Raw genomic sequence first — 26,249 nt, 5'->3', positions numbered from 1 at the left:
GGTTGGGGCTGGACGGGGCCCGGGTGGGGCCGGGCTGGACGGGGGCCCGGGTGGGGCTGAGCCTGTGGCTGGGCATGAGCTTGGGCCTGGGCGGGGGCTGAGCCAGGGCGGGGTGGGGGGCTGAGCCGGGCGCCTTCTAACTCGCGTGTCCACAAGTTTCGGCGGGTGTGGATTGCTCAGGTTTCGCCCCGACGATGCGGAGGTTTTGTCGGGGGGCGCCGATACGCTGGAAGCGGGGCTGGTCCCCCAGGGAGGGCGGGAAGCTGCCCGGCGGCTGTCGGCTGGTGGCTGGTGGCTGGGGCACTGGGGCAGCTCGCCACCGCCATCGTCGGCGCTAGGCGGCCGTGGCCCCGGGCGGAACGCGGCCCGGCGCCTGAAGCCGCACCGGCGCGAACAGGAGTCCATGCGCCGTTTACCGCGGCGACCGGTCCGGTACGTGCTTCGGATGCTTGCGGCGTTGAGGGTGACGCAGGTAGTCAGGGCACACCCTGTGTGAAAAGAGGTCACCAGATGAAGCGCAAACGTGTGGGTGTACTGGCGTTGGCCGGGCTGGCGTTGCTGAGCGTCACCGGAGTTGCGATCGGGACGGCGAGCGCCGCCGAGAGTGGGTCCGGCGATGTGGTCGCTCGTGGGCGGGGTCACCATGACCCTGTGATCATCGGACACCGCGGTGCGCCCGGGTACCGGCCGGAGCACACCCTTGCCTCCTACGAGCTCGCCTACCGGATGGGTGTCGACTGGGTCGACGTCGACCTGGTGCCCACCAAGGACGGCCAGCTCGTCGCGCGGCACGAACCCGAGATCGGCGGGACCACCGATGTCGCGAAGCACCCCGAGTTCGCGAACCGGAAGAAGACCGTCGTGCTCGATGGGGTTACCACCACCGGGTGGTTCACCCAGGACTTCACGCTGGCCGAGCTGAAGACGCTGCGCGCGGTCGAGCGGATCCCGCAGAACCGGCCGCACAACACGCTGTACAACGGCCGCTACCAGATCGCCTCCTACCAAGAGGTGCTGGACCTCACCAAGCGGCTGGGCCGCGAGCTGCACCGGACGCTGGGCACCTACCCCGAGGTCAAGCACTCGACCTTCTTCCAGTCCATCGGCAACCCGACCGAGCCGAAGCTGGTGTCGATCCTCAAGCGCAACGGCCTCGACCGGCCGGACGCGCCCGCGATCATCCAGTCGTTCGAGGTGTCGAACCTGATCGCGCTGCACAAGGAGCTCCGGACGCCGCTGCTGCAGCTGACGTCGGCGACCGGCGCGCCGGCGGACTTCGTCGCGAAGGGCGACCCGCGGACGTACAAGGACCTCGTGACGCCGCGGGGCCTGCGTGACATCGCGAAGTACGCGAAGTACCTCGGGCCGGAGAAGGGGCAGATCATCCCCTTGGACGCCGCCGGGAACCTGACCCAGCCGACCGCGCTCGTCGCGGACGCGCACCAGGCCGGCCTCAAGGTGCAGCCGTACACCTTCCGCAACGAGAACCCGTTCCTGCCCGCGAACCTGCGCTCGTCGGCCGAGCCGGACGCCTACGGTGACGTCTTCACCGAGGAGACGGCGTTCCTGAAGGCCGGCGTCGACGGCTTCTTCGCCGACCAGCCGGACACCGCGCTGGAGTCGCTGCACGCGTTCCTCGGCCGGTAAAACCGCTTTGCGCGAAGCGCGCTTCCGAGGACGCTGAGTCCATGGAAGCGCCCTTCTCCGGCGTGCTGCTGGTCAACCGCGGCGACGAGACGCTGCTCGCCGAGGCGTCCGGGTACGCGCACATCGCCCACCGCGTCGAAAACACCGTCGACACGCGGTTCGCGATCGCCAGCGGCACCAAGGGGTTCACCGCGCTGGTCGTCGTCGGCCTGGTGGCCGAGGGACGGCTGGCGCTGGAGACCACCGCCCGCGAAGTCCTGGGCGACGACCTGCCGCTGATCGACGACCGGGTGACCGTCGAGCACCTGCTGACGCACACCTCCGGCATCGGCGACTACTGCGACGAGGAAGGGGATCCACCGCCGACCCCGCTGCTCGCCACGTCGGCCGACTACCTCGCCGCCCTCGACGGGTACCCGCAGGTTTCCCCGCCCGGCACGGAATTCCGGTACCACAACGGCGCGTTCGCGGTCCTCGGGCTGATCGCCGAACGGGTCGCCGGCGTAGGGTTCGCCGACCTCGTCCGGACCCGGGTGACCGAGCCCGCCGGGATGACCGACACGGCGTTCCTGCGCTCCGACGCGCTCCCCGCCCGGACGGCCACCGGCTACCTCGAAGACGGCCGCACCAACGTGTTCAGCCTCCCCGTCGTGGGCTTCGCCGACGGCGGGATCTACAGCTCCGCACCGGACTTCCGGAAGTTCTGGCCCGCGCTGTTCGACGGCCGGATCGTGCCGCGCGAGTGGGTGGACCGGATGCTGCGCCCGCACGCGGACGGCTACGGGCTCGGCTTCTGGCTGCCGCGGCCGGGAGTGGTGCACCTGGACGGCGGCGACCACGGCGTCACGTTCTGGAGCAGGCACCAGCCGTCGACCGGGCTCACCGCGACCCTGATTTCGAACGACCACCGAGGTGGCGGGCCGTTGCTGCGACGGCTGGACGAGTTCTTCACCGAGGCTTGACACCCTCGGGGAGCCGGGCTACTTTCGGCGAACTCAATGGTCTGGCCGCATACCTTTCAAGAGGTGCCCGATGGATGTTTCCGACCAGCAGACCACCCCCGACGACGACGCCGCCCGGCTGCACCAGCTGGGATACGCCCAAGAGCTCAAACGGACGATGTCGGCGTTCTCGAACTTCGCCGTCTCCTTCACGATCATCTCGATCCTCTCCGGCTGCCTCACGCTCTACGGCTTCGGCATGAAGACCGGCGGCCCGGCCGCGATGATCTGGGGCTGGCCGCTGGTCGGGGTGTTCGTGATCCTGGTCGGGCTCGGCATGGCCGAGGTCTGCTCCAGCTACCCGACCGCCGGCGGGCTGTACTACTGGGCCGCGAAGCTGGCGCCGAAGAACGGGGCCGCCTGGTCGTGGTTCACCGGCTGGTTCAACCTCATCGGCCAGATCGCGGTCACCGCGGGCATCGACTTCGGCGCGGCGCTGTTCCTCAACGCGTTCCTCGACCTGCAGTTCGGCTTCGAAGCGACGCCGGGGCACACGATCCTGCTGCTCGCGATCATCCTCGTGGTGCACGGCCTGCTGAACACCTTCGGCGTCCGGATCGTCGCGATCCTCAACAACGTCAGCGTGTGGTGGCACCTGATCGGCGTGCTGGTGATCGTCGGCGTGCTGATCTTCGTGCCGGCCAAGCACCAGGACGCGTCCTTCGTCTTCGGCAGCTTCGTCAACCAGACGGGCTGGGGCTCGGCGTTCTACGTCTTCGCGCTCGGGCTGCTGGTCGCGCAGTACACGCTGACCGGCTACGACGCGTCGGCGCACATGACCGAGGAGACGAAGAGCGCGGCGACGGCCGGCCCGCGCGGCATCGTCATGTCGATCGTCGTCTCCCTCATCGCCGGCTGGGTCCTGCTGATCGGCCTGACCTTCGCGATCCAGGACTACGACGGCGCGGTCGGTTCGTCCACCGGCGTCCCGCCCGCGCAGATCTTCATCGACGCGACGGGCGCGGTCACCGGCAAGTTCCTCCTGCTGATCTGCATCGGCGCCCAGCTGTTCTGCGGCATGGCGTCGGTGACGGCGAACTCCCGGATGATCTACGCGTTCGCCCGTGACGGCGCGATCCCGGGCTCGGGCTTCTGGCACCGCATCAACAAGCGCACCCAGACGCCGACCAACGCGGTGTGGCTCGCCGCCGGCGGCGCGCTGGTGCTGGCGCTGCCGTACCTGTGGAGCGCGACGGCCTACGCGGCGGTGACGTCCATCGCCGTGGTCGGGCTGTACGTGGCGTACGTGATCCCGGTGTTCCTGCGCGTCCGCCGCGGCGACTCGTTCGAGCCGGGCCCGTGGACGCTCGGCCGCTGGGGCAAGCCGATCGGCATCGTCGCGACGGTGTGGGTCGCGCTGATCTTCGTGCTGTTCATGCTGCCGCAGGTTTCGCCGGTGACGGTGGATTCGTTCAACTACACGCCGATCGCCTTCCTCGTGGTGCTGGGCGGCGCCGCCCTGTGGTGGGTGGTTTCGGCCCGGAAGTGGTTCACGGGGCCGAAGGTCCAGGGTTCCGAGGCGGAACTGGCCGCGGTGGAACAGGAGCTGAAGGAGCTGGGCTGACGTCGGGCACCGGGCTGCGGCGGCCGGGGCGGACCACCGACACCGCCGCCGCGCCCAGTGCGCCCACGGCCGCGAACGCGTAGAAGCCCCATGGGTATGCGATGCCCGCCGTCAGCAGGGCGCCGCCGAGGATCGGGCCCGAGATCGCGCCGATGCGGCCGATGCCTGCCGACCAGCCGAGGCCCGTCGCGCGGATCGCGTCCGGGTAGACGCGGCCGATGTACGCGTACACCAGCACCTGGGCGCTGAACACGAAACAGCCGGTCAGGAACACCGCCGCGTAGAGGCCGACCGCCGGCAGTTTCACGCTCAGCAGGGCCAGGAACACCGCGCCCGCGCAGAACCAGACGATCGCCGACGGGCGGATGCCCACGCGGTCGGCGACCCGGCCCGCGACGAGCAGGCCCACGATGCCGCCGACGTTCAGGGTCAGCAGCAAGCTCAGCGCCGCACCCAGCGGGTACCCCGCCTGGCGCATGATCTCCGGCAGCCATGTGTTCAGCCCGTACACCAGCAGCAGGCCCATGAACGAGGTGACCCAGAACGCGATCGTCGCGCGCAGCAGGCCGCCGCGGAACAGCCCGGCGACGGCGTGCCCGGCCGACCGGTCGCTTTCGCGAACCCGCTGGAACGTCTCGGACTCCGGCAGGTACTTCAGCATCAGCGGAACCAGGACCACGGCGGGCAGCGCGCCGGCCACGAACATCGCGCGCCAGCCCAGTGGCGAGATCAGCACGATGCCCAGCAACGCGGTCAGCACCGCGCCGACGTGGTAACCGGTCATCACCGTGGTCGTCGCGCTGCCGGCCTTGCCGCCGCGCGCGTACTCCGTGACCAGCGTGATCGCCGTCGGCAGGCAGCCGCCGAGGCCGAGCCCGGCGACGAACCGCAGCAGCCCGAAGACGAACGTCGACGGCGCGAACGCGCACAGCAGCGTGCACAGCGAGAACAGCGTGACGGAGATGATCAGGGACTTCCGGCGGCCGATGACGTCGGTGACCGTGCCGATCGCCAGGCCGCCCAGCATCATCCCGGCGAGCCCGACGGTCGACACGACCGACGCCGTGGCCGGCGTCAGGCCCCAGACGTGGCCGCGGAGCAGCACGGGCAGCACGGTGCCGAGCACGACCAGGTCGAACCCGTCGAGCAGGACGGCTGTCCAGGCCAGGGGCACGACCCAGCCGCGGGTGCCAGGGAACATGGAAACCTCCGAAGGTGCGTCGGTGCACGTCTTCCGCACACGTGTGCGTATTGCGAACAAGTATGCACGTGAGGTCCGACACAATCCAGCGCTTTTCCGCTCAACGGAAGCCGAGCGGGGCCGCGCGACCTGCGGAAAGATGCGGTGAGTGGAAATTCTGACGCTGATGGGCGTGCTCGCCGGCTCGCTGGCGCTGACCGCGGTCGCCCGGCGCTGCAACCTGTCGGCACCGCTGCTGGTCGTGGTCGTCGCGCTCGGCGTCGCGCTGATCCCCGGCGTGCCGCGGTTCGAGCTGGAGCCCGAGCTGGTGCTCACCGTCGTGCTGCCGCCGCTGCTGTACTCGACGTCGCTCGAAAGCTCCCTGACGCACTTCAAGCGGGCGCTGCGGCCGATCGTCGCGCTCGGCGTGGTGCTGGTCGTCGTCACCGCCGTGGTCGTCGCCTTCCTCGTGCACCTGCTGCTGCCGGAGGTGCCGTTCGCCTCGGCGCTCGTCCTCGGCGCGGTGGTGGCTCCGCCGGACGCGGTGACGGCGGTGGCGATCGGCCGCAAGCTGGGCCTGCCGCGGCGGGTGATGACCGTGCTGACCGGGGAAAGCCTGGTGAACGACGCCGCCGCGTTGACCCTGTACAAAGTCGCGCTGGCCGCGGTCGCGGGCACCGCCGGCTCGGCCGGGCACGGGTTCGCGGTGTTCGGCGTCGCGACCGTGGTGGGCATCGGCGTCGGCCTGGCCATCGGCGCGCTCGTGGTGCTGATCCGGCGGCAGCTCGACGACCCGCTGATGGAGTCGGCGTTCGGGATCATCGTGCCGTTCGCCGCGTACGTCACCGCCGAACACCTGCACCCCTTCAGCGCGGACTTCAGCGGCTCCGGCGTGCTCGCCGTCGTGGCGGCGGGTCTGCTCCTGGGTCACCGCACGCTGTACGCGTCTCCCGCGACCCGGATGCAGGACAGCTCGGTGTGGGCGTCGATCGACGTCCTGCTGGAGGCGCTGGTGTTCGCGCTGATGGGGCTGCAGCTGCCGGTCGTGCTCGAAGGGGCGCAGCACGCGGCCCGCGGCAACGGAACGCTCGCGCTGGTCGCCGCGGCCGTGCTGGTGGTGACGATGCTGGTGCGGATTCCGGCGGTGTTCACCTCCGCGTACCTGCCGCAGACGGTCCGGCTGTTCGGCCGCGACCGCGAAGCACCGTCGTGGCGGACGCTGGCGGTGGTCTCGTGGACCGGCATGCGCGGCGTGGTGACGCTCGCCGCGGCGGCCGGCGTCCCGGCGGGCACGCCAGGGCGCGAGGAGATCCAGCTGTTCGCGTTCACCGTGGCCATCGGCACGGTCCTCATCCAGGGGCTGACCCTGCCCCCGCTGATCCGGGCGCTGAAGGTCGAAGACCCGACGGAAGCATCGCGAGACGAGGCGGAGGAGCTCGCCGCCCGCGAAGTCGCGAAGAAGGCGGCGCAGGAGCGGCTGCGGGAGATCGGCCACGAGCGGCTGGCCGCGCTGGACCTGCCCCAGGAGAAGGTGGACCGCCTCAAGGACCGGCTGCAGCGGCTGATCGACATGCGCTACCGGTTCGCCAAGGCGGCGATCACGCTTTCCGGCGAGGAGCGTTCGGGCAGCCCGCAGGCCCAGTTCGCGAAGGCCCGGCGCGAACTGCTGATCACCCAGCGCAAGGCGATGATCGAGGAGAACCGCGCGGGCCGGCTCGACGACGAAGTGCTGCGCAAGGTGCTGCGGGAACTCGACCTGGAAGAGATGTCGGTGACCGCGACGCTCACGAACCGGATGAGCTGAGCGCGGCCCACGTCCGCAGCCGTTCTTCGGCGGAGCGGATCCCGGTCTGGGTCAGGACGACGTCGGTGGCGCCGGCGTCGAAGTAGCGCCGGATCCCCTGCCTGACCGTCTCCTCGTCACCGATCAGGGCCAGCTCCGCGGGGTGGTCCACGCCTTCCGCGTCGAGGATCCTCCGGTACGACGGAATCTGCCCGTAGAAGGCCATCTGCTCGACGGCGAGCGCGCGGACGGCATCGGGCTCGTCGGTGACGACGGCCGGAACGGCGGCGATGATCCGCTTGCCCGCCGGCAGGGCCGGGACGATCCGTTCGGAGAGCGCTTTCGGCCCGGCGAGGTACGGGAGGGTGCCGTCGGCGAGCTCACCGGTGACGGCGAGCGCCTGCGGCCCCATCGCGGCGACGACGATCGGGACGTCGTTCCCGCCGGCCACTGTGGACGGCCCGGGCGGGTGGGCCTGGACGGTCTCGCCGTCGAAGTCGACGGCTTCCCCGGCGAAGGCCTGCCGGAGAACGGTGAGGTATTCGCGCAGGTGCCGGATCGGCGGCGGGTAGTCGACGCCGTAGACGGGACCGAGAAAGCCCTGCGAGCCGAGCCCGATCCCGAGCGTGAACCGGCCCCCGGTGGCGGCCTGCGCGGTCAGCGCGGCGCTCGCCACCAGCAGCGGGTGGCGCGGGTAGGTGGGCACGACGGAGGTGCCGACCTCGATCCCGGGCACTTCCCGCCCGGCCAGCGCGGCGATCGCGATGGCGTCCTGACTGAGGGGCAGCTGGGAGAACCAGACGGACTTCAGCCCGGCTTCGGCGGCCTGCCGGGTCTGGGTGATGAGCTCGTCGACGAGGTTCGGTGCCGAGTCCGTGTCGCCGGACGGCAGCGCGACTCCGATGGTCATGATCCCAAGCTAGTCAGCGGCGCGAGCGGTTTTCGCCCTTCCCAGGAATTGAGAACCCGAGCGGGCCGCCGTGAAATCGCCCACCCTGAAGCGAAATCCGATCTTCCAGGAGAACCCATGTCGCTCACCGAAGTCATCGAGGGCACCCGCAAGGCCGTCGACGCCGACCCGCACAACGCCGCCGTGTCGTTCAGCGTCGACAACGTGCTCAAGCCGGGGACCAAGACCGAAGTCGAGGTCAAGGTGCGGGACCACGCCTTCACCGTCGACGAACCAGCCGCGCTCGGCGGGACCGACCACGCCGCCAACCCCGTCGAGTACGCGCTGGCCGCCCTCGGGTCCTGCCAGGTCATCACCTACCAGTTCTGGGCGGCGAAGCGCGGTGTCCCGATCGACTCCATCAAGGTCACCGTCGACGGGGACCTCGACCTGCACGGCTTCTTCGGCTTCTCCTTCAACACGCGCCCCGGGTTCGGGGACGTGCGCGTGTCCGTCGAACTCGAAGGCCCGGCGAGCCGGGAGCGCTACGAAGACCTCAAGCGCGAGGTCGACGAGCACTGCCCGGTGCTCGACCTGTTCCGGAACGAAACGCCCGTCAGCACGAAGCTGACTTAGACGACAGCGCCTTATACAAACGTGTGCCGCACGATCGTCTGCTCGCGGCCCGGGCCGACGCCGATCGCGGAGATCCGGGCGCCCGACAGCTCTTCCAGGCGCTCGACGTACGCGCGGGCGTTCGCCGGGAGCTCCTCGAACGTGCGGCACGCCGAGATGTCCTCGAACCAGCCCGGGTGCTCTTCGTAGATCGGGATCGCGTGGTGCACGTCGGTCTGCGTCATCGGCATGTCCTGTGTGCGGAATCCGTCGACTTCGTAGCCGACGCACACCGGAACCTTCTCCAGGCCGGACAGCACGTCCAGCTTCGTGAGGAAGTAGTCGGTGATGCCGTTGACGCGCACCGCGTACCGCGCGATCACCGCGTCGAACCAGCCGGTGCGGCGCGAGCGGCCCGTCGTCACGCCGAACTCGCCGCCCTGCTTGCGCAGGTACTCGCCGGACTCGTCGTGCAGCTCGGTCGGGAACGGGCCGGAGCCGACGCGCGTGGTGTAGGCCTTGAGGATGCCGAGCACCGTCGTGATGCGGCCCGGCCCGATGCCCGAGCCCGCGCTCGCGCCGCCGGACGTCGGGTTCGACGACGTCACGAACGGGTAGGTGCCGTGGTCGACGTCCAGGAGCGTGCCCTGTGAGCCCTCCAGCAGCACGGTTTCGCCGCGCTCCAGGGCCTGGTTGAGCTGCAGGCGCGTGTCGGCGATGCGGTGCGCGAACTTCTCGCCCGCGGCGAGCACCTCGTCGGCGACCTGGTCGGCGTCGAGGGCCTTGCGGTTGTAGACCTTCACCAGCACCTGGTTCTTGAACTCCAGCGCGGCTTCGACCTTCTGGCGGAAGATCTTCTCGTCGAGCAGGTCCTGCACGCGGACGCCGACGCGGGCGATCTTGTCCTGGTAGCACGGCCCGATGCCGCGGCCGGTGGTGCCGATCTTGCGGCTGCCGAGGTACCGCTCGGTGACTTTGTCGATGGCCACGTGGTACGGCATGATCAGGTGCGCGTCGGCCGAGATCAGCAGCTTGGACGTGTCCACGTCCCGCGCTTCCAGGCCGGAAAGCTCTTCCAGCAGCACCCCCGGGTCCACCACCACGCCGTTGCCGATGACGTTGGTCACGCCCGGCGTGAGGATGCCGGACGGGATGAGGTGCAGGGCGAAGTTCTCGCCGTTCGGCAGGACGACCGTGTGACCGGCGTTGTTGCCACCCTGGTAGCGGACGACCCACTGGACGCGGTCACCCATCAGGTCGGTGGCCTTGCCCTTGCCTTCGTCTCCCCATTGGGCACCGATGAGCACGATGGCCGGCATGTGACACTCCAGGTGTTCGACGACGTGAGGTTTAGTGTCCCGGACGGACACCGGTGGCGCTGCTAAATGCCGGTGCATGAGCGTAACGGAGGACCCGCGGGTGCGCGGAATAGTGGTGGCTTGTGGCGAAGACGCGGCCGGCTTCGAAGAGGTCGACGACGTCGAGTCGATCCGCGTGCCGAGCCGTCCCGGCAAGGCGGAAATCGACCCCTTGCTGGGCGAACACGATCACCTGGTGGTCTCCGGCACGGACGCCGACCTCGCCGCGGTCGTGCTGCGCCTGCTCCGGAAGGACGCGCTCTCCGGCGTGTCGGTCGGGTTCGTGCCCTCGTCGCCGGACTCGGTCGTCGGCGCGCTCTGGGGGCTGCCGAAGACGCCGCTGCGGGCGCTCGCGCTGGCCTTGCGCGGCGAAGTCGACCCCGTGCCGCTGATCCGCGACGACGTCGGCGGCGTGCTCGTCGGGCGCGGGCAGCTGCGGATGGTCCGCGGCGTCGCCTACGCCGACGAGCAGGTGGCGCTGCGCGGGCCGGCCGCCTCGATCGAGGTGCTGCCGGACCCCGGTGGCCCCGGGCTGGCCGTCCGCGTCGTGAAGGGCACGATCTTCAAGCGGCCGTCGACGCTGTACTCGCGGGCGTTCCAGATCGGCTGCATCCCGACGCGGCCGGTGCGCGACGACGTCGTCTTCGAGCGTGCGGTGAACAAATGGACCTGGTACCGGCACACCGAGGACCTGCGGCTGGTCCGCGGCACGCTCTGACCTGCGCCGTCGATGATCACGCAGTGTTCATCGACGGACAGCAACACGTCACCTATACGTGTTGTATGTGCCACTTCCGTGGATCAAGGTGAACTGTCCCGAACCTGACCCGGAGGCCGCAAGATGCGCGCTGTTCGTCATTCGTTCACCGTCCTCGCCGTCACCGCGGTGCTGTCCGGCACCCTGGCCGGCGTCGCGGACGCGACCCCGCCGGGCATCCCGTCCGCCACCACCGCGCAGTCCGAGCTCGCGACCCTGACCGTCAAGGCCGACGGCTCGCTGACCGGCTACAGCCGCGACAAGTTCCCGCACTGGATCGACCAGGGCAACAGCTGCAACACCCGCGAAGTGGTGCTCAAGCGCGACGGCACGAACGTGGTGACCGACTCCAGCTGCGCCGCGACCTCCGGCAAGTGGTTCAGCCCCTACGACGGCGCGACCTGGACCGCGGCGTCCGATGTGGACATCGACCACGTCGTGCCGCTGGCCGACGCGTGGCGTACCGGCGCGTCGTCGTGGACGACCGCGCAGCGCCAGGCGTTCGCGAACGACCTCACCGACCCGCAGCTGATCGCCGTGACCGACAACGTCAACCAGGAGAAGGGCGACAAGTCGCCCGACGCGTGGAAGCCGCCGCTGGTCGGCTACTGGTGCACCTACGCGAAGATGTGGGTCGCGGTGAAGTACAAGTTCAAGCTGACGATCAACTCCGCCGAGAAGACCGCCTTGACGGACATGCTCAACCGCTGCTGACGCCGGTACGCTGGGGCGGTGCGGATCCTCTTCACGTGCCGCCCGGCGTACGGCCACCTCTTTCCCCTGCTCCCCTTGGCGAACGCCGCCCGCGCGGCGGGGCACGACGTCGTCTTCGGCACCGGCGAGGCGTTCGTGCCGAAGGTGCGTGAGCTCGGCTTCGAAGCCCACCGCGTGGGCATCGCCATCAGCGACGCGGAGGCCGAGGCCAAGCGGCGGCACGGCGAAGACGCCGGCTTCCTCGACGTCGGCATCACGATGTTCGCCGAGCTGCTGCCGTGGGCCACGATGGCCGACCTGCGCCCGCTGCTGCCCGGGCTCCGGCCGGATCTGGTGGTCTACGAGCAGAGCGACGTCGGCGCGGGTGCGCTGGCGCGGCAGGCGGGCATCCCGGCCGTCTCGCTCGTGATCGGCCGGTCGATGCCGCCGGAGGTGCTCGCGGTGGCGACCGCACGGCTGGCGCCGCTCTGGGACACCCCGCCCGCGGACGCCATGCTCGGCGACGCCTGCGTCGACGTCTGGCCCGACAGCGTCCGCGACCCGGGCACGGCGGCCGTGCCGAAGGTGTTCCGGATGCGCCCGACGCCGTACGACCCGGAGGTCCCGCTGCCCCTGCTGCCGGAAGACGGCTTCGTGTACCTGACCCTGGGCACGGTGGTCTTCGGCGCGACACAGGTGCTGCGCGGCGCGATCGCCGCCCTGTCGCGGCTGCCGGTGGACGTGCTGGTGGCGCTCGGCCCTGGCGACCCCGCCGCGCTGGGCCCGGTGCCGGGGAACGTGCGGGTGGCCGGGTTCGTGCCGCAGGCCGAGGTGCTCAAGCACGCGGGCCTGGTGGTGCACCACGGCGGCACGGGCACGGTGCTCGGCACGCTCGCGGCCGGCCTGCCGCAGCTGGTCCTGCCCCAGGGCGCCGACCAGTTCGCCAACGCGGAGACGCTGTCGGCCCTCGGCGCGGCGAAGGCGCTGGTGGGCGACGCGATCCGGATCGACGCGATCGAAGCGGCGGCCCGCGAGCTGCTGGACGACCCGGCGGCGCGGCAGGTCGCCCGGGGCGTCGCGGCCGAGATCGCCGGCATGCCCGCGCCCGAAGAGGTGCTCGCCGAGCTGGTCAGCTGGGCGGGCTGACCAGCGCCAAGATCTCCCGCGCCACCGCGTCGTTCTGGCGGAAGGACAGTGCGTTCGTCCGCGGCCGGGTGAACGCCGCCGCCGAACGGGCGCTCGTGTGCGGCCCCACCGCGAACCGGTGCGGGTGGGGCCGGCCCGTCCCGTCGAGCAGGCGGGAGTCCGAGACGCGCGTGTGGATGCGGCCCGACGGCAGCGCCGCACCCGTCACCGGGTCCGCCACCGTCTCTTCCGCCAGTTCGCCCGCGTCGCGCAGCTGCCGCAGCAGGCCGTCGGCCGCGCGGGTCACGCTCGGCCCCGGCAGCCGGGCCTCGATCAGCGTGCGGGCCTCGACCGTCTCCGGGTGGCTCGCCGACGACGCCACGAAGACGCCGCGCTCCGCCGTCACCCGCATCTCCGCGCCCGCGAAGGAAACCACGCCGGCTTCGTGCAGCGCCAGCAGCTCCTCCAGACGGCGCGGTGGCGGTCCGCTGGCGTAGTAGGAGAAGAACCCGTGGAACCAGCCGTCCATATCGGACACCTGAGACGCGGCGCCCAGCCGTCCTTTTTGGACCAGCACCGGCAGCTGGCCGTACACCGACAGCAGTGCCATGAAGGCACCCAGGTCGGCGCTGAACTCCTGGTCCGCCCGGCGCGCCAGGTCGGCCTCGACGTACTCGCGCAGTTTCTTCCCGAACTCCTCCGCCGTGCCGAAGGTGCGGCCCGCCATCGGGCGGTCCAGCCGGTCGAGGTCGAGCCGGTCGGCCTCGGCGGGTACCGCCCGCTCGACGAGGTCCCGCATGGACGGCGAATCCCAGTCCAGGTCGGCGAAAGCGTCGGCGAACACGGCGAAGTCCATGCGCACGCGGTCCGGGTGCCCGGTGAACAGCTCGCTGTAGTAGCCCCAGGCCAGTTCCTTCGCGATCAGCGGCCAGACGTCCGCGCGGAAGTCGAGGGTGGTCCCGGGCAGCCCGTCCATGGCGTAGGCGTCGAAGAACCTGGGCAGCCGCAACGGTTTCCCGCGCAGCCGGTAGCCGATCTTCGCGTGGTAGGGCACCCCGCGCCGCGAGCCGACGTGCAGCACCGGCTCGGCCCCGCTCGGGTGGTAGCGGAGGCCACCGCACGGCAGGTCCTCGAACCGGCCGCCGCGACCCTCGGTCAGCAGCAGCATCAGGTCGACGAACGCCAGCCCGAACCCGCGCACCAGCACGGTTTCCCCCGGTTCGACGCCCGCGTAGTCGACGTCGGCGGTGTAGCCGGCCGGGTAGTAGGACAGCCCGTGCCGCGCGGCGAACGCCACCAGCTCGCCCTCCCGCTCGTCGGGGTCCGCGTCGAGGTGGCCGACGGTGAAGACCACGGCGTCCGCGGTGATCGCCGATCCGTCGGACAGGCGGACCGTGGCGCCGTCGACCCCGGTCGCGCGGGCCGCGTGCTCGACGACGTCGATGCCGTCGGGCAGGTCCTCGACGACCTTCCGGTACACCCAGGTCAGGTAGGTGCTCAGCAGGCGCCGGGTGGGGAAGTCGAAGGCGTCGAGCGCCGTGAGCTCGGCGGCGACGTCGGGCGGCACGTCGGCGTCGAGCCCGCCGTCACGCACCCGCCGCGCCCATTCCAGCAGCGACGGCCCCGGCCGCACCGGGCCGGCCATCTTCACCGACTCGTCGGTGAACATCGTGACGTCCTCGGGCATGGAGTTCATCCGCAGCAGCGGTGACTGGTCGTAGCGCCACACCCGGCCGGGCCCCGGCGGGAACGGGTCGATCAGGTGCACCTCGAGCCGGCGGCCGCCGAGCAGTTCCCCGGCGTTCGCGCCCAGCCGTTCGAGGACGCCGACCCCGCGGGGTCCGGCGCCCACGACAGCCAGGGTGAACGGCGGGAGATCGGCCACGATTCCGAAGCTACGCCGGGGTTCGGGCGCCGGAAGTCCTTCCCACAGAGCGGAACCGGCACCCTCCTGGAGGGCGTTCCACCCTGCGGACTCCGTTGCCGCCCACCGGCGCGAGGCGTAGCTCTGGCGATACCGACGCGAGAGAAGGTGACGGAATGCCGGTGGAGTTCCTGGGCATCGGAGGCACGCACGACGGGTCGGAGACGCACGCCCGCTCCGGCGGCGTGTTCGACAAGGAGTACACGCTGCGCCTGGCCCGCGCGCACGAGGACTTCGGCTGGGACCGGGTGCTGTTCGCCTACGGCTCCGGCTCGCCCGACCCCGCGCAGGCGGCCGCGTACGTCGCCACGAAGCTCGACAAGCTGCAGATCCTGCTCGCCCACCGCCCGAACGTCTCGTACCCGACGTTCGCCGCGAAAACGTTCGCGACGCTGGACCAGATCTCCGGTGGCCGGCTGACCGTGCACTTCATCACCGGCGGCAACGACCACGAGCAGCAGCGCGAGGGCGACTACCTGACGAAGGACGAGCGCTACGGGCGCACCCGCGAAGCCATCCAGATCATCAAGAAGGCGTGGACGTCGGACGAGCCCTTCGGCTTCGAGGGCGAGTACTACCGCTTCGCCGACTACGTCAGCGACGTCAAGCCCGTGCAGAAGCCGCGGCCGAACGTCTCCTTCGGCGGCTCCTCGCCCGCCGCGTACGCGGCCGGAGGGGCCGAAGCGGACATCTACTGCCTCTGGGGTGAGCCGCTCGCGCAGACCGCCGAGCAGATCGAGTCGGTCAAGGCCGCCGCGAAGGCCGCCGGCCGCACCGACGTGCCGCGGATCCAGGTCGCGTTCCGGCCGATCATCGCGCCGACCGAGGAGCTGGCCTGGGAGAAGGCGTACGCCACGGTCGGGGCGATCAAGGACCGCACCAAGGGCGGGCAGCCGCTGACCCGCCGGCACAAGCTCACCGAACCCGAGAACACCGGCTCGCGGCGGCTGCTGGAGATCGCGGCGAACGGCGAGCGCTTCGACCGTGCGCTGTGGACGCCGACCGCGGCCGCGACCGGCGGCGCGGGCAACTCGAACGCGCTGGTCGGAACGCCGGAGACGGTCGCGCAGGCCCTGCTCGACTACTACGACCTCGGCGTCGAGATCCTCTCGGCCCGCGGCTACGACATGCTCGGCGACACGATCGACTTCGGCCGGTACGTCATCCCGATCGTCCGCGAAGAGGTCGCCAAGCGCGACGCCGCCCGCGCCGCGGAGACCGTCCGGACGCCCGCGGAGGACGCCCTCGCCGTCGACGGCTGACCTCGCGTTTCCCCGGTAGCCACCTCGCGCTCGCGAGGTGGCTACTTTTGCCCCTGGCGACCGACCAAACGGTACGGAATGATCCATTGGTGACTCCTGGGCCACCGGTCAGACACTGCGGGCTATCGTCTGACCCGTTCGGGAAAGCTCCGTGACACCTTGGATACCAGCGAAAGAACCTAGAGATTTACCAACAGTCACGGGACACTGGCTGAGGTAACTCACGTACCGTGACTGCCTCATGACCGACTGGTCGTCTCGTCACCGGAGGTCATGGGACGGGCGCGGTCTGCGAAGAGGTCGGGAGAAAACGCATGGCAGCACCGCCGGATCGCGTCACGTTCCGCGAGGTGTTCGGGATCGCCGAGTTCCGGGCGCTGTGGTTCGGCGAACTGCTCTCGATCGCCGGTGACCAGCTGGCCAGGGTCGCGCTGTCCATCCTCGTGTTCACCGGGACGAACTCCGCGACGCTCACCGGCCTGACCTACGCCCTGACGTACGCGCCGTCGCTGCTGGGCGGCATCTTCCTGACCGGCTTCGCCGACCGCTTCCCGCGCCGCAGCGTGATGGTGCTCGTCGACCTGCTGCGGGCGGCCCTGATCCTGCTGGTCGCCCTGCCCGGCATGCCGTTCTGGCTGATGTGCGTGCTGGTCGGCGGCGTTTCCCTGGTCAACCCGCCGTTCAAGGCGTCCCAGCTGGCGCTGCTGCCGCAGGTGCTCGAAGGCGACCGGTTCGTCGTCGGGATGGGCATCCGGAGCATGACCGTGCAGACCGCCCAGCTGCTCGGCTTCGCCGGCGGCGGCGCGCTGCTGCTCGCCCTCGACCCGCACGTCGCCCTGGTCGTCGACGCCGCCACGTTCGTGCTCTCGGCCCTCTTCGTGCGCTTCGGCGTCCGCGCCCGGCCGGCCGCGGCGACCGGTGAGCAGCGCAAGTCCTTCTTCGCGACGCTCGGCGGCGGTGGCCGGACGGCGTTCACGAGCTCGCCGCTGCGGACGCTGGTGCTGTTCACCTGGCTGATGGGGCTGCTGCCGGTCTACGAGGGCATCGCCGCGCCGTACGTCACGGCGGCGGGCGGCGGTCCCGAGACGATCGGCCTGCTGCTCGCGGCCGACCCGATCGGCAGCGTCATCGCGACCTTCGCCTACACGCGCTGGGTGCCCGCGCGGCTGCGGCCGAAGCTGATCGGCCCGCTGGCGGCGCTGTGCGCCGTGCCGCTGGTGCTGTGCTTCCTGAGCCCCGGGCCGGTCTCGTCGATCGTCCTGTTCATCGTCTCCGGCGGCTTCGGCACGGTCTGCCTGCTGCAGGCGACCGCGTCACTGACCCTGGCCGTGCCCGACGAGCAGCGGGCGCAGGTGATGGGCCTGTCCAACACGGGGCTGACCACGATGATGGGCGTCAGCCCGCTGATCGGCGGCGTGCTCGCGGACCAGCTGACCCCGCACGCGACGGTCGGGATCTTCGGCATCGCCGGGATCGTCCTCACCCTGCCGCTGGCGGCGCTGTGGACCCGGGCGCTGTCGGGCGAGCCCGACCGATGGATCGACAAAGAAGCCGCACGCGCCGAACATGCATGACATGCCCCGCGCGTGGGCTTGACCTGCGCGACCTTGCGGTGCGCTGTGCGGTCACTGTTCTTTGCCGCGCATCGCTGGCCACCTCTCGTTCCGGTGTCAAAGAAAAAGTACACACCGAAAGCCCTTGTGGACAGCGGGCGAACGGTCTGAAACTGTCCGTGAGTACTTTGTCACCGTACAACCACGCAAGGGTCTGGGGGAAAAATGGTCACATCGGGGGAACAGCGCGGCCAAGACTTGATTTCTCGCGCACGGGGCTGGGCACTGTGGACCCGCCCCCGCGACTGGATCATCGCGACGCTGACCGCCATCACGGTCATGCTGAGCTGGACGGCCGTTTCGCTGTTGACCGTGCCGGTCACCGTCGCCCAGTTGGGCACGTTTTCGCTGCTCACGGCCCTGGCCGTGGCGCAAACGGAGGTCAGCAGGCGGCTCGAGCGGCAGCGCCGCATCCTGAGCAACGGGCCCTACATCTCGATGACTTCGGTGTGGCTGCTGCCCGCCGGCCTGCTGCTGCCGGCCCAGCTGATCGCCGCGCTCGGTGTCGTGCTGTACGTGTACCTCGCGTTCCGCAGCTGGTCCGGCACCCGTCCGGGTGAATTTCACCGCGTGGCCGCGAACGCGACCACGATGATCCTGTCGGCCTTCTCCGCGGGTGTCGTGGGTCACATGACCATCGGTAGCGGCGTGGCCACGGTGACCCTGGCGGCGCTGGCCTTCTTCACGGTCAACACCGCGCTGACCGGCCTCGGCCTCTACCTGGCCGACCCGAAGAGCGCGACCCCGGTGTCGTGCCTGGGCAACATGGACGACAACCTGCTCGAGCTGTCCACTTTGTGCGTCGGCGCGCTGCTGGTGATGGTGCTGAACGAGGAGCCGCTGCTGTCGGTGCTCGTCATCCTGCCGCTCTACGTGCTGCAGCGGTCCGTGCTGATCAAGCGGCTCGAAGAGCTGGCCACCACGGACCAGAAGACCCAGCTGCTCAACGCCACCACCTGGCAGGACGGCGCGCAGCGCGAGATCTCGCGCGCGGCGCGGGAGAACGGCAGCTTCGGCGCCATGATGATCGACCTCGACCACTTCAAGCGGATCAACGACACCTACGGGCACCTCGCGGGGGACGACGTGCTCAAGGCGGTCGCCGCCGTGGTCAAGCAGGAGACCCGGGCGCACGACCTGGTCGGCCGGTTCGGCGGCGAGGAGTTCGTGGCGCTGCTGCCGTCGACGTCCAAAGAAGACGCGATCGTCACCGCGGAACGGATCCGGCAACGGGTCAGTGAGCTGATCATCAGCACCACGACCAACGAGGGCGCCGCCGTCGACATCGAACGGCAGACGGCGTCGATCGGCGTCGCCGCCTACCCGCTGGACGGTTCGTCCATCGAGGAGGTGATGGCGTCCGCCGATGCGGCCGTGTACGCGGCCAAGCACGGCGGACGCAACCGCGTGGTGGGCTCGGCCGCGGCGGCCTTGGCCGCGGCTTAGCTACCGCAACCGTTCGATGACGTCGCTCGCCTTGGTCTGCAGGCGGGCGACCCCGCCCACGGTGAATTCCGTGAGCAGGTCGATCAGGGCGTCCTGGTCCGGCGGCTCGCCGTCCCAGGTGGCCTGGACCAGTGACTCGGTCATCGCGAAGAAGAGCGTGACGAGCGCGCGGTCCGCGCGGCCGGAGTCGATGCCGTGCGCGGCCCACCGCTTGCGGCTGGCTTCGGCGTAGACGACGGCCAATCTCTCCCTCAACCGGGTGAGAGCGGGGTCCCCCGCGCGCTCGGCCGCGCGGAGCACGCCGTAGCCCTCGGGGTGGTCGGCGACGAAGGTGACCATGTTGGCGTAGTTGGCCCGCGCCCAGGCTCGCAGACCAGGCTGCTCGTCGGCCACCGAAGGCCCCGCGATGGCGGCGAAGGCGCTTTCCTCGGTGGCCGCCACGACCTCGGCGAACAGCGTCGCCCGGTCGCCGAACTGCTCGTAGACGGCCTGGCGCGAGACGCCGGCCTCCCGCGCGATCTGCTCGATCGTCGCGCCCTGCATCCCGTGCTGCGCGACGACCCGCGCGGCCGCCCGCAGCACGCGGGCGCGCTGCTCCGAAACCGGGAGCTTGCGCGGCCGCCCGCGCGGAGCCGGGCTTGACATGGTGGTCCACCTCACGTGATTCTTTTTCCGACACCTCTGTCTGAAAAGGTGTTTCCCCGCGCACCCGCCCTGCTCAACGAGGAGCAAGCATGCGTATCTTCCCCCGCCGCGCCCGGTCCGCGGCCGTCGCCACGGTCTCCGTTCTGGTCCTGGCGACGTTGGGCCCGCCGCAGGCCTCCGCCGCGTCCTTCTACGACCCGCCGTCCCCCCTCCCTGCCGGCAGCAACGGCGACGTCATCCGGCACGAGGCGTCGACGTTCTACATCGACCCGATCCAGCTGATCAAGGCCGACGCCAGCGTGCAACGGATCATGTACCGCAGCACGGACACGCACGGCTCGCCGATCGCCGTCACCGGCACGGTGCTGACGCCGCGGTCGGCGTGGCACGGCACCGGCGTGCGCCCGATCGTTTCCTACGCCGTCGGCACCCAGGGCGAGGGCGACGACTGCGCGCCGTCGAAAGCGCTTGCCGCGGGCTTCGAGTACGAAGGGCCGTTCATCGCCGGGCTGCTGACGCGGGGCTACGGCGTCGTCGTCACGGACTACGAGGGGCTGGGCACGCCCGGCGACCACACGTACGTCAACCGCGCGTCGGAGGGACACGCCGTGCTCGACGCGATCCGCGCGGCGCAGCGGCTGCCGGAGGCGGGGCTCCCGGACGACGGCCCGGTCGCGATCGCCGGTTACTCCCAGGGCGGCGGTGCGTCGGCCGCGGCGGCGGAGCTGCAGCCGAGCTACGCGCCCGAGCTGAAGCTGAAGGGCGCGTACGCGGGCGCGGTGCCGGCGGACCTCGCCGAAGTGGCCAAGAACCTCGACGGCCACTACGCGGTCGGGTTCCTCGGCTTCGCGCTCGTGAGCATGAACTACGCGTACCCCGAGCTGAACATCCCGGCGCTGCTCAACGCGCGTGGGAAGCAGCTGTTCGAGCAGGTCCGGACCGAGTGCACGGTGGACGCGATCGCCGGGCACGCGTTCACGCAGTCCTCGACGCTGACCAACGACGGCCGCTCACTCGTCGCGTACCTCGGGGAGGAGCCGTACCGGTCGCGGGTGGCCGAGCAGAAGATCGGCTCGCTGAAGCCGTCGGCGCCGGTGCTGATCGTGCACAGCGCGCTCGACGACATCGTGCCCTACGCGCAGGACCGCGACCTGGGCCGGACGTGGTGCGGCAAGGGCGTGCGGGTGCAGTTCAGCACGTCGCTGGTGCCGACGCACGTGCTCGGCGCGGTGCGGGCGTACCCGGAGGCGTTCGCCTGGCTCGAGGGCCGCTTCGCCGGCCTCCCGGCCCCCGTCAACTGCGGCTGGTTCTGAGGCCGGACGGGCCCGGGACCGCGCGGTCCCGGGCCCACGGCGTCACTTCAGGCCGGTGGCTTCCGCGGCGGCGGGGTCGGAGTCGGCGAGGAACGTGCGGCAGCGGTCGTACTCCTCGGTCTCGCCGATCTTGCCGGCGGCCTTGCCGAGCACGGCGAGGGCGCGGAGGAACCCCTGGTTGGGGCGGTGGGACCAGGGCACCGGACCGAAGCCCTTCCAGCCGGCGCGGCGCAGCTGGTCGAGACCACGGTGGTAGCCGGTGCGCGCGTACGCGTACGCAGCGACGGTCTCACCGGCGTCCAGGGCCTTCTCGGCCAGCGAAGCCCACGCCTCGCTGTAATCGGGGTGTTCGGCCGCGACGGTGGCCGGGTCGGTCCCGGCGTCGAGCGCGGCCTGGGCGGCGGTGTGCTCGGGCAGCAGCGTCGGCTCGGGGCCGAGCAGGTTGTGCGTCATGGGGTCATTGTGCCCATGCCCGCGGATCAGAAGAACAAGCCCGCGAGAATCCCGCCGCCGGCCAGCACCAGCGCGGCGACGAGCACCGCCGCGACAACTCGTTTCGGCATCATGGCGGCACACCATGCCAAGCCGTCCCCGGCGGAGCAAGTCGTCCACCCGTAGGGGTGATCCCCGATTTTCGCGGCCTTTGCCACGGTCTTGGCCCACTCGTGACCATGACCGGCCATGATGTCCGGCATGGCCAAGGCAGTCGACGTCCCGGTGGACGTGATCCCGCGCAGCCCCCTCGCCAAGACGAGGCTGTTCTTCACGCGGCACTGGCACCGCGGCGTCCCCGGGCAGCCGACCCCGGACTGGGTGCTCCGGTTCTGCTACGGGATGTGGCTGGCGGCGTTCGCGTTCAAGCTCGTCGGCTCGTCGTGGGACATGTCGTGGCACTTCATGTGGCTGCGCGACGACCTGGCCCCGCCGCACCTGATCAACACCGTCGGCACGGTGATCATCGTGGTGCTGGTGGCGATCCACAGCTACACGGGCCTGGGGTGTGACAGGCGGTCGCTGCGCCTGATGCAGATCGGCCTGCTGACGTTCCTGGTGGCGGCGCCGCTGGACGTCATCAACCACCGCGTCAACGGCCTCGACCTGACCGCGTGGAGCCCGTCCCACATGATGCTCTACCTGGGCACGGGCATCATGCAGGCCGGCGTCCTGCTGGGCTGGCTGCGGTTGTCCCCGCCGGGACGGTTCCGCACGGGCGTGCTGCTCGCGCTGTGGGCGTTCTTCCTGGAGAACACGTTCTTCCCGAACGGCCAGCAGGAGTACGGCATCCTCGGCCTGCGCGCCTGGGAGCGCGGCGAGCCGGAGGCGGAGAAGTCGCTGCTGGACTTCGCGGCCAACCAGATCGGCCACCCGGTCGACCGGACGGCGGTGCTGCACTTCACGATGCCGATCCCGGAGTGGGTGTACCCGCTGTGGGGCATCGGCGTGATGGCGCTGATCCTGGTCCTGGCCCGGCGAACGCTGAGCTTCCGCTGGGCGGCCACCTCGGTGGCGCTGGCGTACGTGGCTTATCGCGTGGTGATGTGGCCGCTGCTGCTCGGGATGGGCTTCCCGGTGTCGACGGTGCCGTTCTACCTGCTGTTCGTGGGTCTCGCGGTGGACATGGCGTTCGCACTCGGGTCCGGCTTCCTGCAGGCGGGCGCGGGGGCACTGCTGGTGACGGCGTTCGGGTACGGCGCGTTCTGGCTGCAGTCGCAGTTCCGGCCGTGGGTACTGGGCGACGCCCACACGGAGTCGGCACCCCCGGCGGCGTACTGGACGGCGCTGGTGGTGCTCGCCGTCGTGTTCGCCCTGTGGGCGGCGGCCGGCCCGGTGACGCGGCGGTGGAGCGCGCGGCGGGTTGTGGCGTAGCCGTCGCGCTCGCAGGTGGGTTGAGTCCTACGACTACGCGGAGTAATGTCTCGGGGCGTGAATAGTGACGACCCGCAGGGCGAGGCTTACCTAGTAGTCGTCGCGCAGCAAGTATGGGACGGCAGTCGAGGCCCGGGCGACTTCATGGAAGTCTTCGCGGGTGCGACGGTGTATGCGGAACGCACGCAGCCTCCGGCGGTTCTGGTGACGGACCTCGGCGAGCGTGGCCGGTGGATGGTCGTGTTCTCGACCTTGGAACGCCTCGCCGCGCACTCGGGGGAGTGTGCCTACTTCGCCACGACCGGTGCCGATCTGCTGGAGCTGGTGCCACCCGGTGTCGGGGTGATGGTCGATCCCGACGACGAACACCGGTTTCCGGTCTTGTCTCGTATGGCGCCGCCAGAGGTGGTGGCACGCGCGTGGGCACAGGCCGGCGGACGACGAGCGGACACAGCCTGAACCCAGCGATCGAGAGGGCGGACAAGAGTGGACGGTCCGGGGTTTCACGTCGATGTCGACGTGTTGGCGAGCGCATCGAAGAGCATGGGCGACGTCGTGCACGACCAAGACAGCTTCGAGCTCCGGGACCTGTGCGGCGAACCCGGGCTGTACGGCCACAACGGCGTGCATGACGCGCTCGCCGAGCTGTGCGGCCGGTGGAGTGTCGGGTTGGACGCGTTGGCCGACCGCGCAAGAGACCTCGGCGAGCTGCTGGGCAAGGCGGCCTCGGCCTATCACGCAGTCGAACAAGGCAACACGAGCGCCCTGAAGTCCGACCCCGGCTTGGCTGCGGTCACACCGGACGAGCCGGCCATCGGCGCGATCTGATGCCGGAACTCGGCCAGACAGCCGATCCGAAGGCGTTGGTCCCCGGCGACCCGCCCGCCGTTTTCGAGAACGCGCGGGTACTGGAAGCCCGGGCGAAATCGGCCGCGGCGGTCGGCGAGGCCCTGAAGAAGATCGACACCGGGGCTTGGCGAGGTCCGGCGTCGGACAAGTTCCACGAGGATCATCAAACCGAGGTCCCTCGCTGGCTCGAGGCAAGTGACTCACTGGACAACGCGGCGCAGGCGCTGACCGCTTACGCGAACACGCTGTCGTGGGCTCAGGGCCAGGCGTCCGAAGCGATCGCCAAATGGGAGGAGGGTGAGGCGGCGACACAACAGGCCAAGATCGCACACGACCGCGCGGTGTCCACCGCACAGGCGCAGACGCGGGCGAACGCCGAGCGAGGTGACCCGGCCGTCGTGCCACCGCCACCGTTCACCGACACCGGTGAGGCCCAGAGACAGGCGGCGCGCGACATCCTGAACCGGGCGCGGCAACAGCTGGTCGCCGAGGGCGACCGTTGTGAGAACGCTCTGCGCGGTGAAGCCGCACTCGCGCCGCAAGACTCCCGGAAGCAGGCGGACGCCAACTTCTTCGGCGGTATCTGGGACACGATCTCAGGAGCCGGTGAAGCGCTGTGGACGGCGATCACCGATCCTGCGGAAACGGTGGTCGATGGCGCACAACATCACTCATCCGGTGGAAACCTTCAAGGAGATAGTCGCCTGGGACGACTGGGCCAACGGACACGGTGACCGAGCGCTCGGCAAGATCACCGGCGGCTTGCTGCTCTTCGGCGCGGGCAAGGTCGCCAAGGGCTTGCTGAGCAAAGGCAAGCACGCCGGCGGCGACCACGTACCGGACGAGGGACACCCCAAGGCGCCCGCCGATCGCGCGAAGGCGGTCCAGGAAGCCGTTTCCGGCAAGGACGGGAACATCCCCGGTGTCGAGGACAGCAAGGGCGTGAGGATGGTCCCGGCAGGACCTCGACGGTTTGGTCGACAACGTCCGCTCGAAGCTGGGCGAACCGGACCAGGTGATCGACACCCCCAAGGGTAAGGTCGAAACCTGGCAAATCGGTGGGGACCCGCCATCCACAGTGACTTATCGAACCTTCAGCAAGTCCGGAGGCCCCACGATCGACATCAACAAGGTGGACGGCCTGGACACGGTCAAGCGCTTCCATGTCAAAGACGGAGGCCAGTGATGGGTGGGGCGGACAGCTCTTACCAGGACGACCTCGACTACCTGCTGGACTACGCGCGCGAAGACTGGGGCGGTCTGTCCCCGGTGGGCGCGGTGGCCGGCGCAATGGCGGGCCAGGGTGCGACGCTCGAGCAGCTGACCTCGGCGATGCTGGCCGTGCTCGGTGATCTGCACGATCGTGGGGCGGTGCCCGGCGACCTCGTCGAGCAGGAGCCGGGCTTCCGGCCTTGGCCCGGCGAGAAGGACGAGCACCTCCGCCGGATCGAGGCCGAAACTCTGGCCCTCGGGCGGCTGCCCGAGACCGGCGAAATCGCCTGGCTCCACGATCCGTCGAGCTGAACACGACGAAGGGGCGGCACTTTCACGTGAAAGTGCCGCCCCTTCGAGCGTGACTTACTTGAGCTTCGTCCCCGCCGAGCCGAGGGCCTCGCAAGCCTCGACCACGCGCTGAGCCATGCCGGCCTCCGCCGCCTTCAGGTACGAGCGGGGGTCGTAGACCTTCTTGTTGCCGACCTCGCCGTCGATCTTCAGGACTCCGTCGTAGTTCTTGAAGAAGTGGTCGACGATCGGGCGGGTGAACGCGTACTGCGTGTCCGTGTCGACGTTCATCTTCACCACGCCGTACGACACCGCCTCGCGGATCTCCTCCGGGAGGGAGCCCGAGCCGCCGTGGAAGACCAGCTCGAACGGCTTCGAACCCGCGTCCAGGCCGAGCTTCTTCGCCGCCGCTTCCTGGCCGCCCTTCAGGACGTCCGGGCGGAGCTTCACGTTGCCCGGCTTGTACACGCCGTGGACGTTGCCGAACGTCGCCGCCAGCAGGTAGCGGCCCTTTTCGCCCGCTCCCAGCGCGTCGATCGTCTTCAGGAAGTCGCCTTCGGCCGTGTACAGCTTCTCGTTGATCTCCGCCTCGACGCCGTCTTCCTCGCCGCCGACGACGCCGATCTCGACCTCGAGGATGATCTTCGCGGCCGCCGTCTTGGCGAGCAGTTCCGCGGCGATCTCGAGGTTCTCGTCGAGGTCGATCGCCGAGCCGTCCCACATGTGGGACTGGAACAGCGGGTTCTGGCCGTTCTTCACGCGCTCGGCCGAGATCTCGATCAGCGGGCGGACGAAGCCGTCCAGCTTGTCCTTCGGGCAGTGGTCGGTGTGCAGCGCGACGTTCACGTCGTATTTTGCGGCAACAACATTGGCGAACTCCGCCAGCGCGGTCGCGCCGGTCACCATGTCCTTGACCTTCTGGCCGGACGCGAACTCCGCACCACCGGTGGAGAACTGGATGATGCCGTCGCTCTCCGCCTCGGCGAAGCCGCGGATGGCGGCGTTCACGGTTTCGGACGAGGTCACGTTGATGGCCGGGTAGGCGAACTCGTTCGCCTTGGCCCGGTCGAGCATCTCCGCGTAGACCTCGGGGGTGGCGATGGGCATCGTTACTCCTCCTTGGCACAGGGTGGGTCCCGACCGCATCGTACGAGGTCCGCCGCCGCCGCACACCGGTCCCCGCGCAGAAACTTTCCCGCACGTGGAATCGGTTCAG

General features: G+C 70.2%; 27 protein-coding genes. 19 read left to right on the top strand and 8 right to left on the bottom strand.

Features of this window, described 5'->3' with window-relative positions:
• The first annotated feature begins 510 nt into the window (after positions 1–510).
• The 3 genes from DV20_RS34405 to DV20_RS34395 all read left to right on the top strand — a co-directional run bounded on the left by DV20_RS34405 (position 511) and on the right by DV20_RS34395 (position 4,212).
• Positions 511–1,647, top strand: coding sequence for a glycerophosphodiester phosphodiesterase (locus tag DV20_RS34405; RefSeq protein WP_043787384.1), 1,137 nt, complete (start codon positions 511–513; stop codon positions 1,645–1,647).
• A gap of 41 nt (positions 1,648–1,688) precedes the next feature.
• On the top strand, positions 1,689–2,609 hold the full coding sequence (locus DV20_RS34400) for a serine hydrolase domain-containing protein (RefSeq protein WP_043787383.1): 921 nt from the start codon (positions 1,689–1,691) through the stop codon (positions 2,607–2,609).
• A 70-nt stretch (positions 2,610–2,679) separates the two neighbouring features.
• On the top strand, positions 2,680–4,212 hold the full coding sequence (locus DV20_RS34395; RefSeq protein ID WP_043787382.1) for an amino acid permease: 1,533 nt from the start codon (positions 2,680–2,682) through the stop codon (positions 4,210–4,212).
• On the opposite strand, the gene DV20_RS34390 is transcribed toward DV20_RS34395, so the two are convergent.
• Positions 4,139–5,413 (bottom strand): MFS transporter, encoded by a 1,275-nt coding sequence (locus tag DV20_RS34390; protein ID WP_051736244.1) that lies wholly within the window; start codon positions 5,411–5,413, stop codon positions 4,139–4,141. The genes DV20_RS34395 and DV20_RS34390 overlap by 74 nt on opposite strands.
• A 148-nt stretch (positions 5,414–5,561) precedes the next feature.
• Between DV20_RS34390 and DV20_RS34385 the strand changes: the two genes are divergently transcribed.
• Positions 5,562–7,196, top strand: a complete 1,635-nt coding sequence (locus DV20_RS34385) for a Na+/H+ antiporter (protein WP_043787381.1) — start codon at positions 5,562–5,564, stop codon at positions 7,194–7,196.
• Here the strand turns inward: DV20_RS34385 and DV20_RS34380 are convergent.
• Entirely contained in the window at positions 7,177–8,085 is a 909-nt protein-coding gene (locus tag DV20_RS34380; protein ID WP_043787380.1) for a TIGR03564 family F420-dependent LLM class oxidoreductase, read from the bottom strand. The genes DV20_RS34385 and DV20_RS34380 overlap by 20 nt on opposite strands.
• Before the next feature lie 117 nt (positions 8,086–8,202).
• On the opposite strand from DV20_RS34380, the gene DV20_RS34375 reads away from it, so the two are divergent.
• Positions 8,203–8,700 (top strand): OsmC family protein, encoded by a 498-nt coding sequence (locus tag DV20_RS34375; RefSeq protein ID WP_043787379.1) that lies wholly within the window; start codon positions 8,203–8,205, stop codon positions 8,698–8,700.
• An 11-nt stretch (positions 8,701–8,711) separates the two neighbouring features.
• On the opposite strand, the gene DV20_RS34370 is transcribed toward DV20_RS34375, so the two are convergent.
• Positions 8,712–9,998, bottom strand: coding sequence for an adenylosuccinate synthase (locus DV20_RS34370; RefSeq protein ID WP_043787377.1), 1,287 nt, complete (start codon positions 9,996–9,998; stop codon positions 8,712–8,714).
• Positions 9,999–10,074: 76 nt separating this feature from the next.
• On the opposite strand from DV20_RS34370, the gene DV20_RS34365 reads away from it, so the two are divergent.
• The 3 genes from DV20_RS34365 (at position 10,075) to DV20_RS34355 (ending at position 12,633) form a co-directional block, all read left to right on the top strand.
• A complete protein-coding gene (locus DV20_RS34365; RefSeq protein ID WP_407638368.1) occupies positions 10,075–10,755 on the top strand; it encodes a hypothetical protein in 681 nt (226 codons plus the stop codon).
• A gap of 123 nt (positions 10,756–10,878) precedes the next feature.
• A complete protein-coding gene (locus DV20_RS34360) occupies positions 10,879–11,508 on the top strand; it encodes an HNH endonuclease family protein (protein ID WP_043787375.1) in 630 nt (209 codons plus the stop codon).
• A gap of 18 nt (positions 11,509–11,526) precedes the next feature.
• The gene (locus tag DV20_RS34355; RefSeq protein WP_043787374.1) at positions 11,527–12,633 is read left to right on the top strand and encodes a glycosyltransferase; all 1,107 of its coding nucleotides are present in this window, start codon (positions 11,527–11,529) and stop codon (positions 12,631–12,633) included.
• Here the strand turns inward: DV20_RS34355 and DV20_RS34350 are convergent.
• On the bottom strand, positions 12,617–14,497 hold the full coding sequence (locus tag DV20_RS34350) for an FAD/NAD(P)-binding protein (RefSeq protein WP_043787373.1): 1,881 nt from the start codon (positions 14,495–14,497) through the stop codon (positions 12,617–12,619). The two genes, DV20_RS34355 and DV20_RS34350, sit on opposite strands and share 17 nt — an antisense overlap.
• A 155-nt stretch (positions 14,498–14,652) precedes the next feature.
• Here DV20_RS34350 and DV20_RS34345 point away from each other — a divergent pair, with 155 nt between their 5' ends.
• The 3 genes from DV20_RS34345 (at position 14,653) to DV20_RS34335 (ending at position 18,857) form a co-directional block, all read left to right on the top strand.
• Complete coding sequence (locus DV20_RS34345; RefSeq protein WP_043787372.1) at positions 14,653–15,798, top strand: LLM class flavin-dependent oxidoreductase; 1,146 nt, start codon at positions 14,653–14,655, stop codon at positions 15,796–15,798.
• Positions 15,799–16,112: 314 nt separating this feature from the next.
• Complete coding sequence (locus DV20_RS34340; RefSeq protein WP_043787371.1) at positions 16,113–17,372, top strand: MFS transporter; 1,260 nt, start codon at positions 16,113–16,115, stop codon at positions 17,370–17,372.
• A gap of 321 nt (positions 17,373–17,693) precedes the next feature.
• A complete protein-coding gene (locus tag DV20_RS34335) occupies positions 17,694–18,857 on the top strand; it encodes a GGDEF domain-containing protein (protein ID WP_043787394.1) in 1,164 nt (387 codons plus the stop codon).
• Here DV20_RS34335 and DV20_RS34330 read toward each other — a convergent pair whose 3' ends face one another.
• Entirely contained in the window at positions 18,858–19,502 is a 645-nt protein-coding gene (locus DV20_RS34330) for a TetR/AcrR family transcriptional regulator (protein ID WP_043787370.1), read from the bottom strand.
• Positions 19,503–19,591: 89 nt separating this feature from the next.
• On the opposite strand from DV20_RS34330, the gene DV20_RS34325 reads away from it, so the two are divergent.
• The gene (locus DV20_RS34325; protein ID WP_043787369.1) at positions 19,592–20,815 is read left to right on the top strand and encodes a lipase family protein; all 1,224 of its coding nucleotides are present in this window, start codon (positions 19,592–19,594) and stop codon (positions 20,813–20,815) included.
• Positions 20,816–20,857: 42 nt separating this feature from the next.
• Here the strand turns inward: DV20_RS34325 and DV20_RS34320 are convergent, their stop codons facing one another.
• Together DV20_RS34320 and DV20_RS34315 are read right to left on the bottom strand one after the other, a co-directional pair.
• Positions 20,858–21,268 carry a DUF3151 domain-containing protein gene (locus DV20_RS34320; RefSeq protein WP_043787367.1) on the bottom strand — a complete coding sequence of 137 codons (411 nt, stop codon included), beginning with the start codon at positions 21,266–21,268 and terminating at the stop codon, positions 20,858–20,860.
• 26 nt (positions 21,269–21,294) lie between these two features.
• Entirely contained in the window at positions 21,295–21,510 is a 216-nt protein-coding gene (locus DV20_RS34315; protein WP_043787366.1) for a hypothetical protein, read from the bottom strand.
• Here DV20_RS34315 and DV20_RS34310 point away from each other — a divergent pair.
• Genes DV20_RS34310 through DV20_RS34285 form a run of 7 tightly spaced genes read left to right on the top strand, consistent with a single transcriptional unit; the run spans position 21,509 to position 25,054 of the window.
• Complete coding sequence (locus DV20_RS34310) at positions 21,509–22,681, top strand: hypothetical protein (RefSeq protein ID WP_200876558.1); 1,173 nt, start codon at positions 21,509–21,511, stop codon at positions 22,679–22,681. The two genes, DV20_RS34315 and DV20_RS34310, sit on opposite strands and share 2 nt — an antisense overlap.
• 57 nt (positions 22,682–22,738) lie before the next feature.
• Positions 22,739–23,140, top strand: a complete 402-nt coding sequence (locus tag DV20_RS43280; protein ID WP_051736243.1) for an SseB family protein — start codon at positions 22,739–22,741, stop codon at positions 23,138–23,140.
• Positions 23,141–23,167: 27 nt separating this feature from the next.
• Positions 23,168–23,509, top strand: a complete 342-nt coding sequence (locus DV20_RS34300; protein ID WP_043787364.1) for a hypothetical protein — start codon at positions 23,168–23,170, stop codon at positions 23,507–23,509.
• The gene (locus DV20_RS46805) at positions 23,509–24,264 is read left to right on the top strand and encodes a putative T7SS-secreted protein (protein ID WP_051736242.1); all 756 of its coding nucleotides are present in this window, start codon (positions 23,509–23,511) and stop codon (positions 24,262–24,264) included. Before DV20_RS34300 ends, DV20_RS46805 begins: the two co-directional genes overlap by 1 nt.
• Positions 24,185–24,568 carry a hypothetical protein gene (locus DV20_RS46800; RefSeq protein WP_235191060.1) on the top strand — a complete coding sequence of 128 codons (384 nt, stop codon included), beginning with the start codon at positions 24,185–24,187 and terminating at the stop codon, positions 24,566–24,568. The genes DV20_RS46805 and DV20_RS46800 overlap by 80 nt, the downstream gene beginning before the upstream one ends.
• A complete protein-coding gene (locus DV20_RS47225) occupies positions 24,504–24,716 on the top strand; it encodes a hypothetical protein (protein ID WP_043787363.1) in 213 nt (70 codons plus the stop codon). Before DV20_RS46800 ends, DV20_RS47225 begins: the two co-directional genes overlap by 65 nt.
• Positions 24,716–25,054: a hypothetical protein gene (locus tag DV20_RS34285; protein WP_043787361.1), complete on the top strand. Its 339-nt coding sequence runs from the start codon at positions 24,716–24,718 to the stop codon at positions 25,052–25,054. The genes DV20_RS47225 and DV20_RS34285 overlap by 1 nt, the downstream gene beginning before the upstream one ends.
• A 54-nt stretch (positions 25,055–25,108) precedes the next feature.
• Here DV20_RS34285 and fbaA read toward each other — a convergent pair whose 3' ends face one another.
• Positions 25,109–26,140, bottom strand: coding sequence for a class II fructose-bisphosphate aldolase (fbaA, locus tag DV20_RS34280; RefSeq protein ID WP_043787360.1), 1,032 nt, complete (start codon positions 26,138–26,140; stop codon positions 25,109–25,111).
• Between the last annotated feature and the right edge of the window lie 109 nt (positions 26,141–26,249).

Origin of the sequence: Amycolatopsis rifamycinica (genome assembly GCF_000695625.1) — a bacterium.
GTDB classification, from domain to species: domain Bacteria; phylum Actinomycetota; class Actinomycetes; order Mycobacteriales; family Pseudonocardiaceae; genus Amycolatopsis; species Amycolatopsis rifamycinica.
The sequence above is the reverse complement of the archived record's forward strand: the minus strand, read 5'-3'. Positions and strand labels throughout refer to the sequence as shown.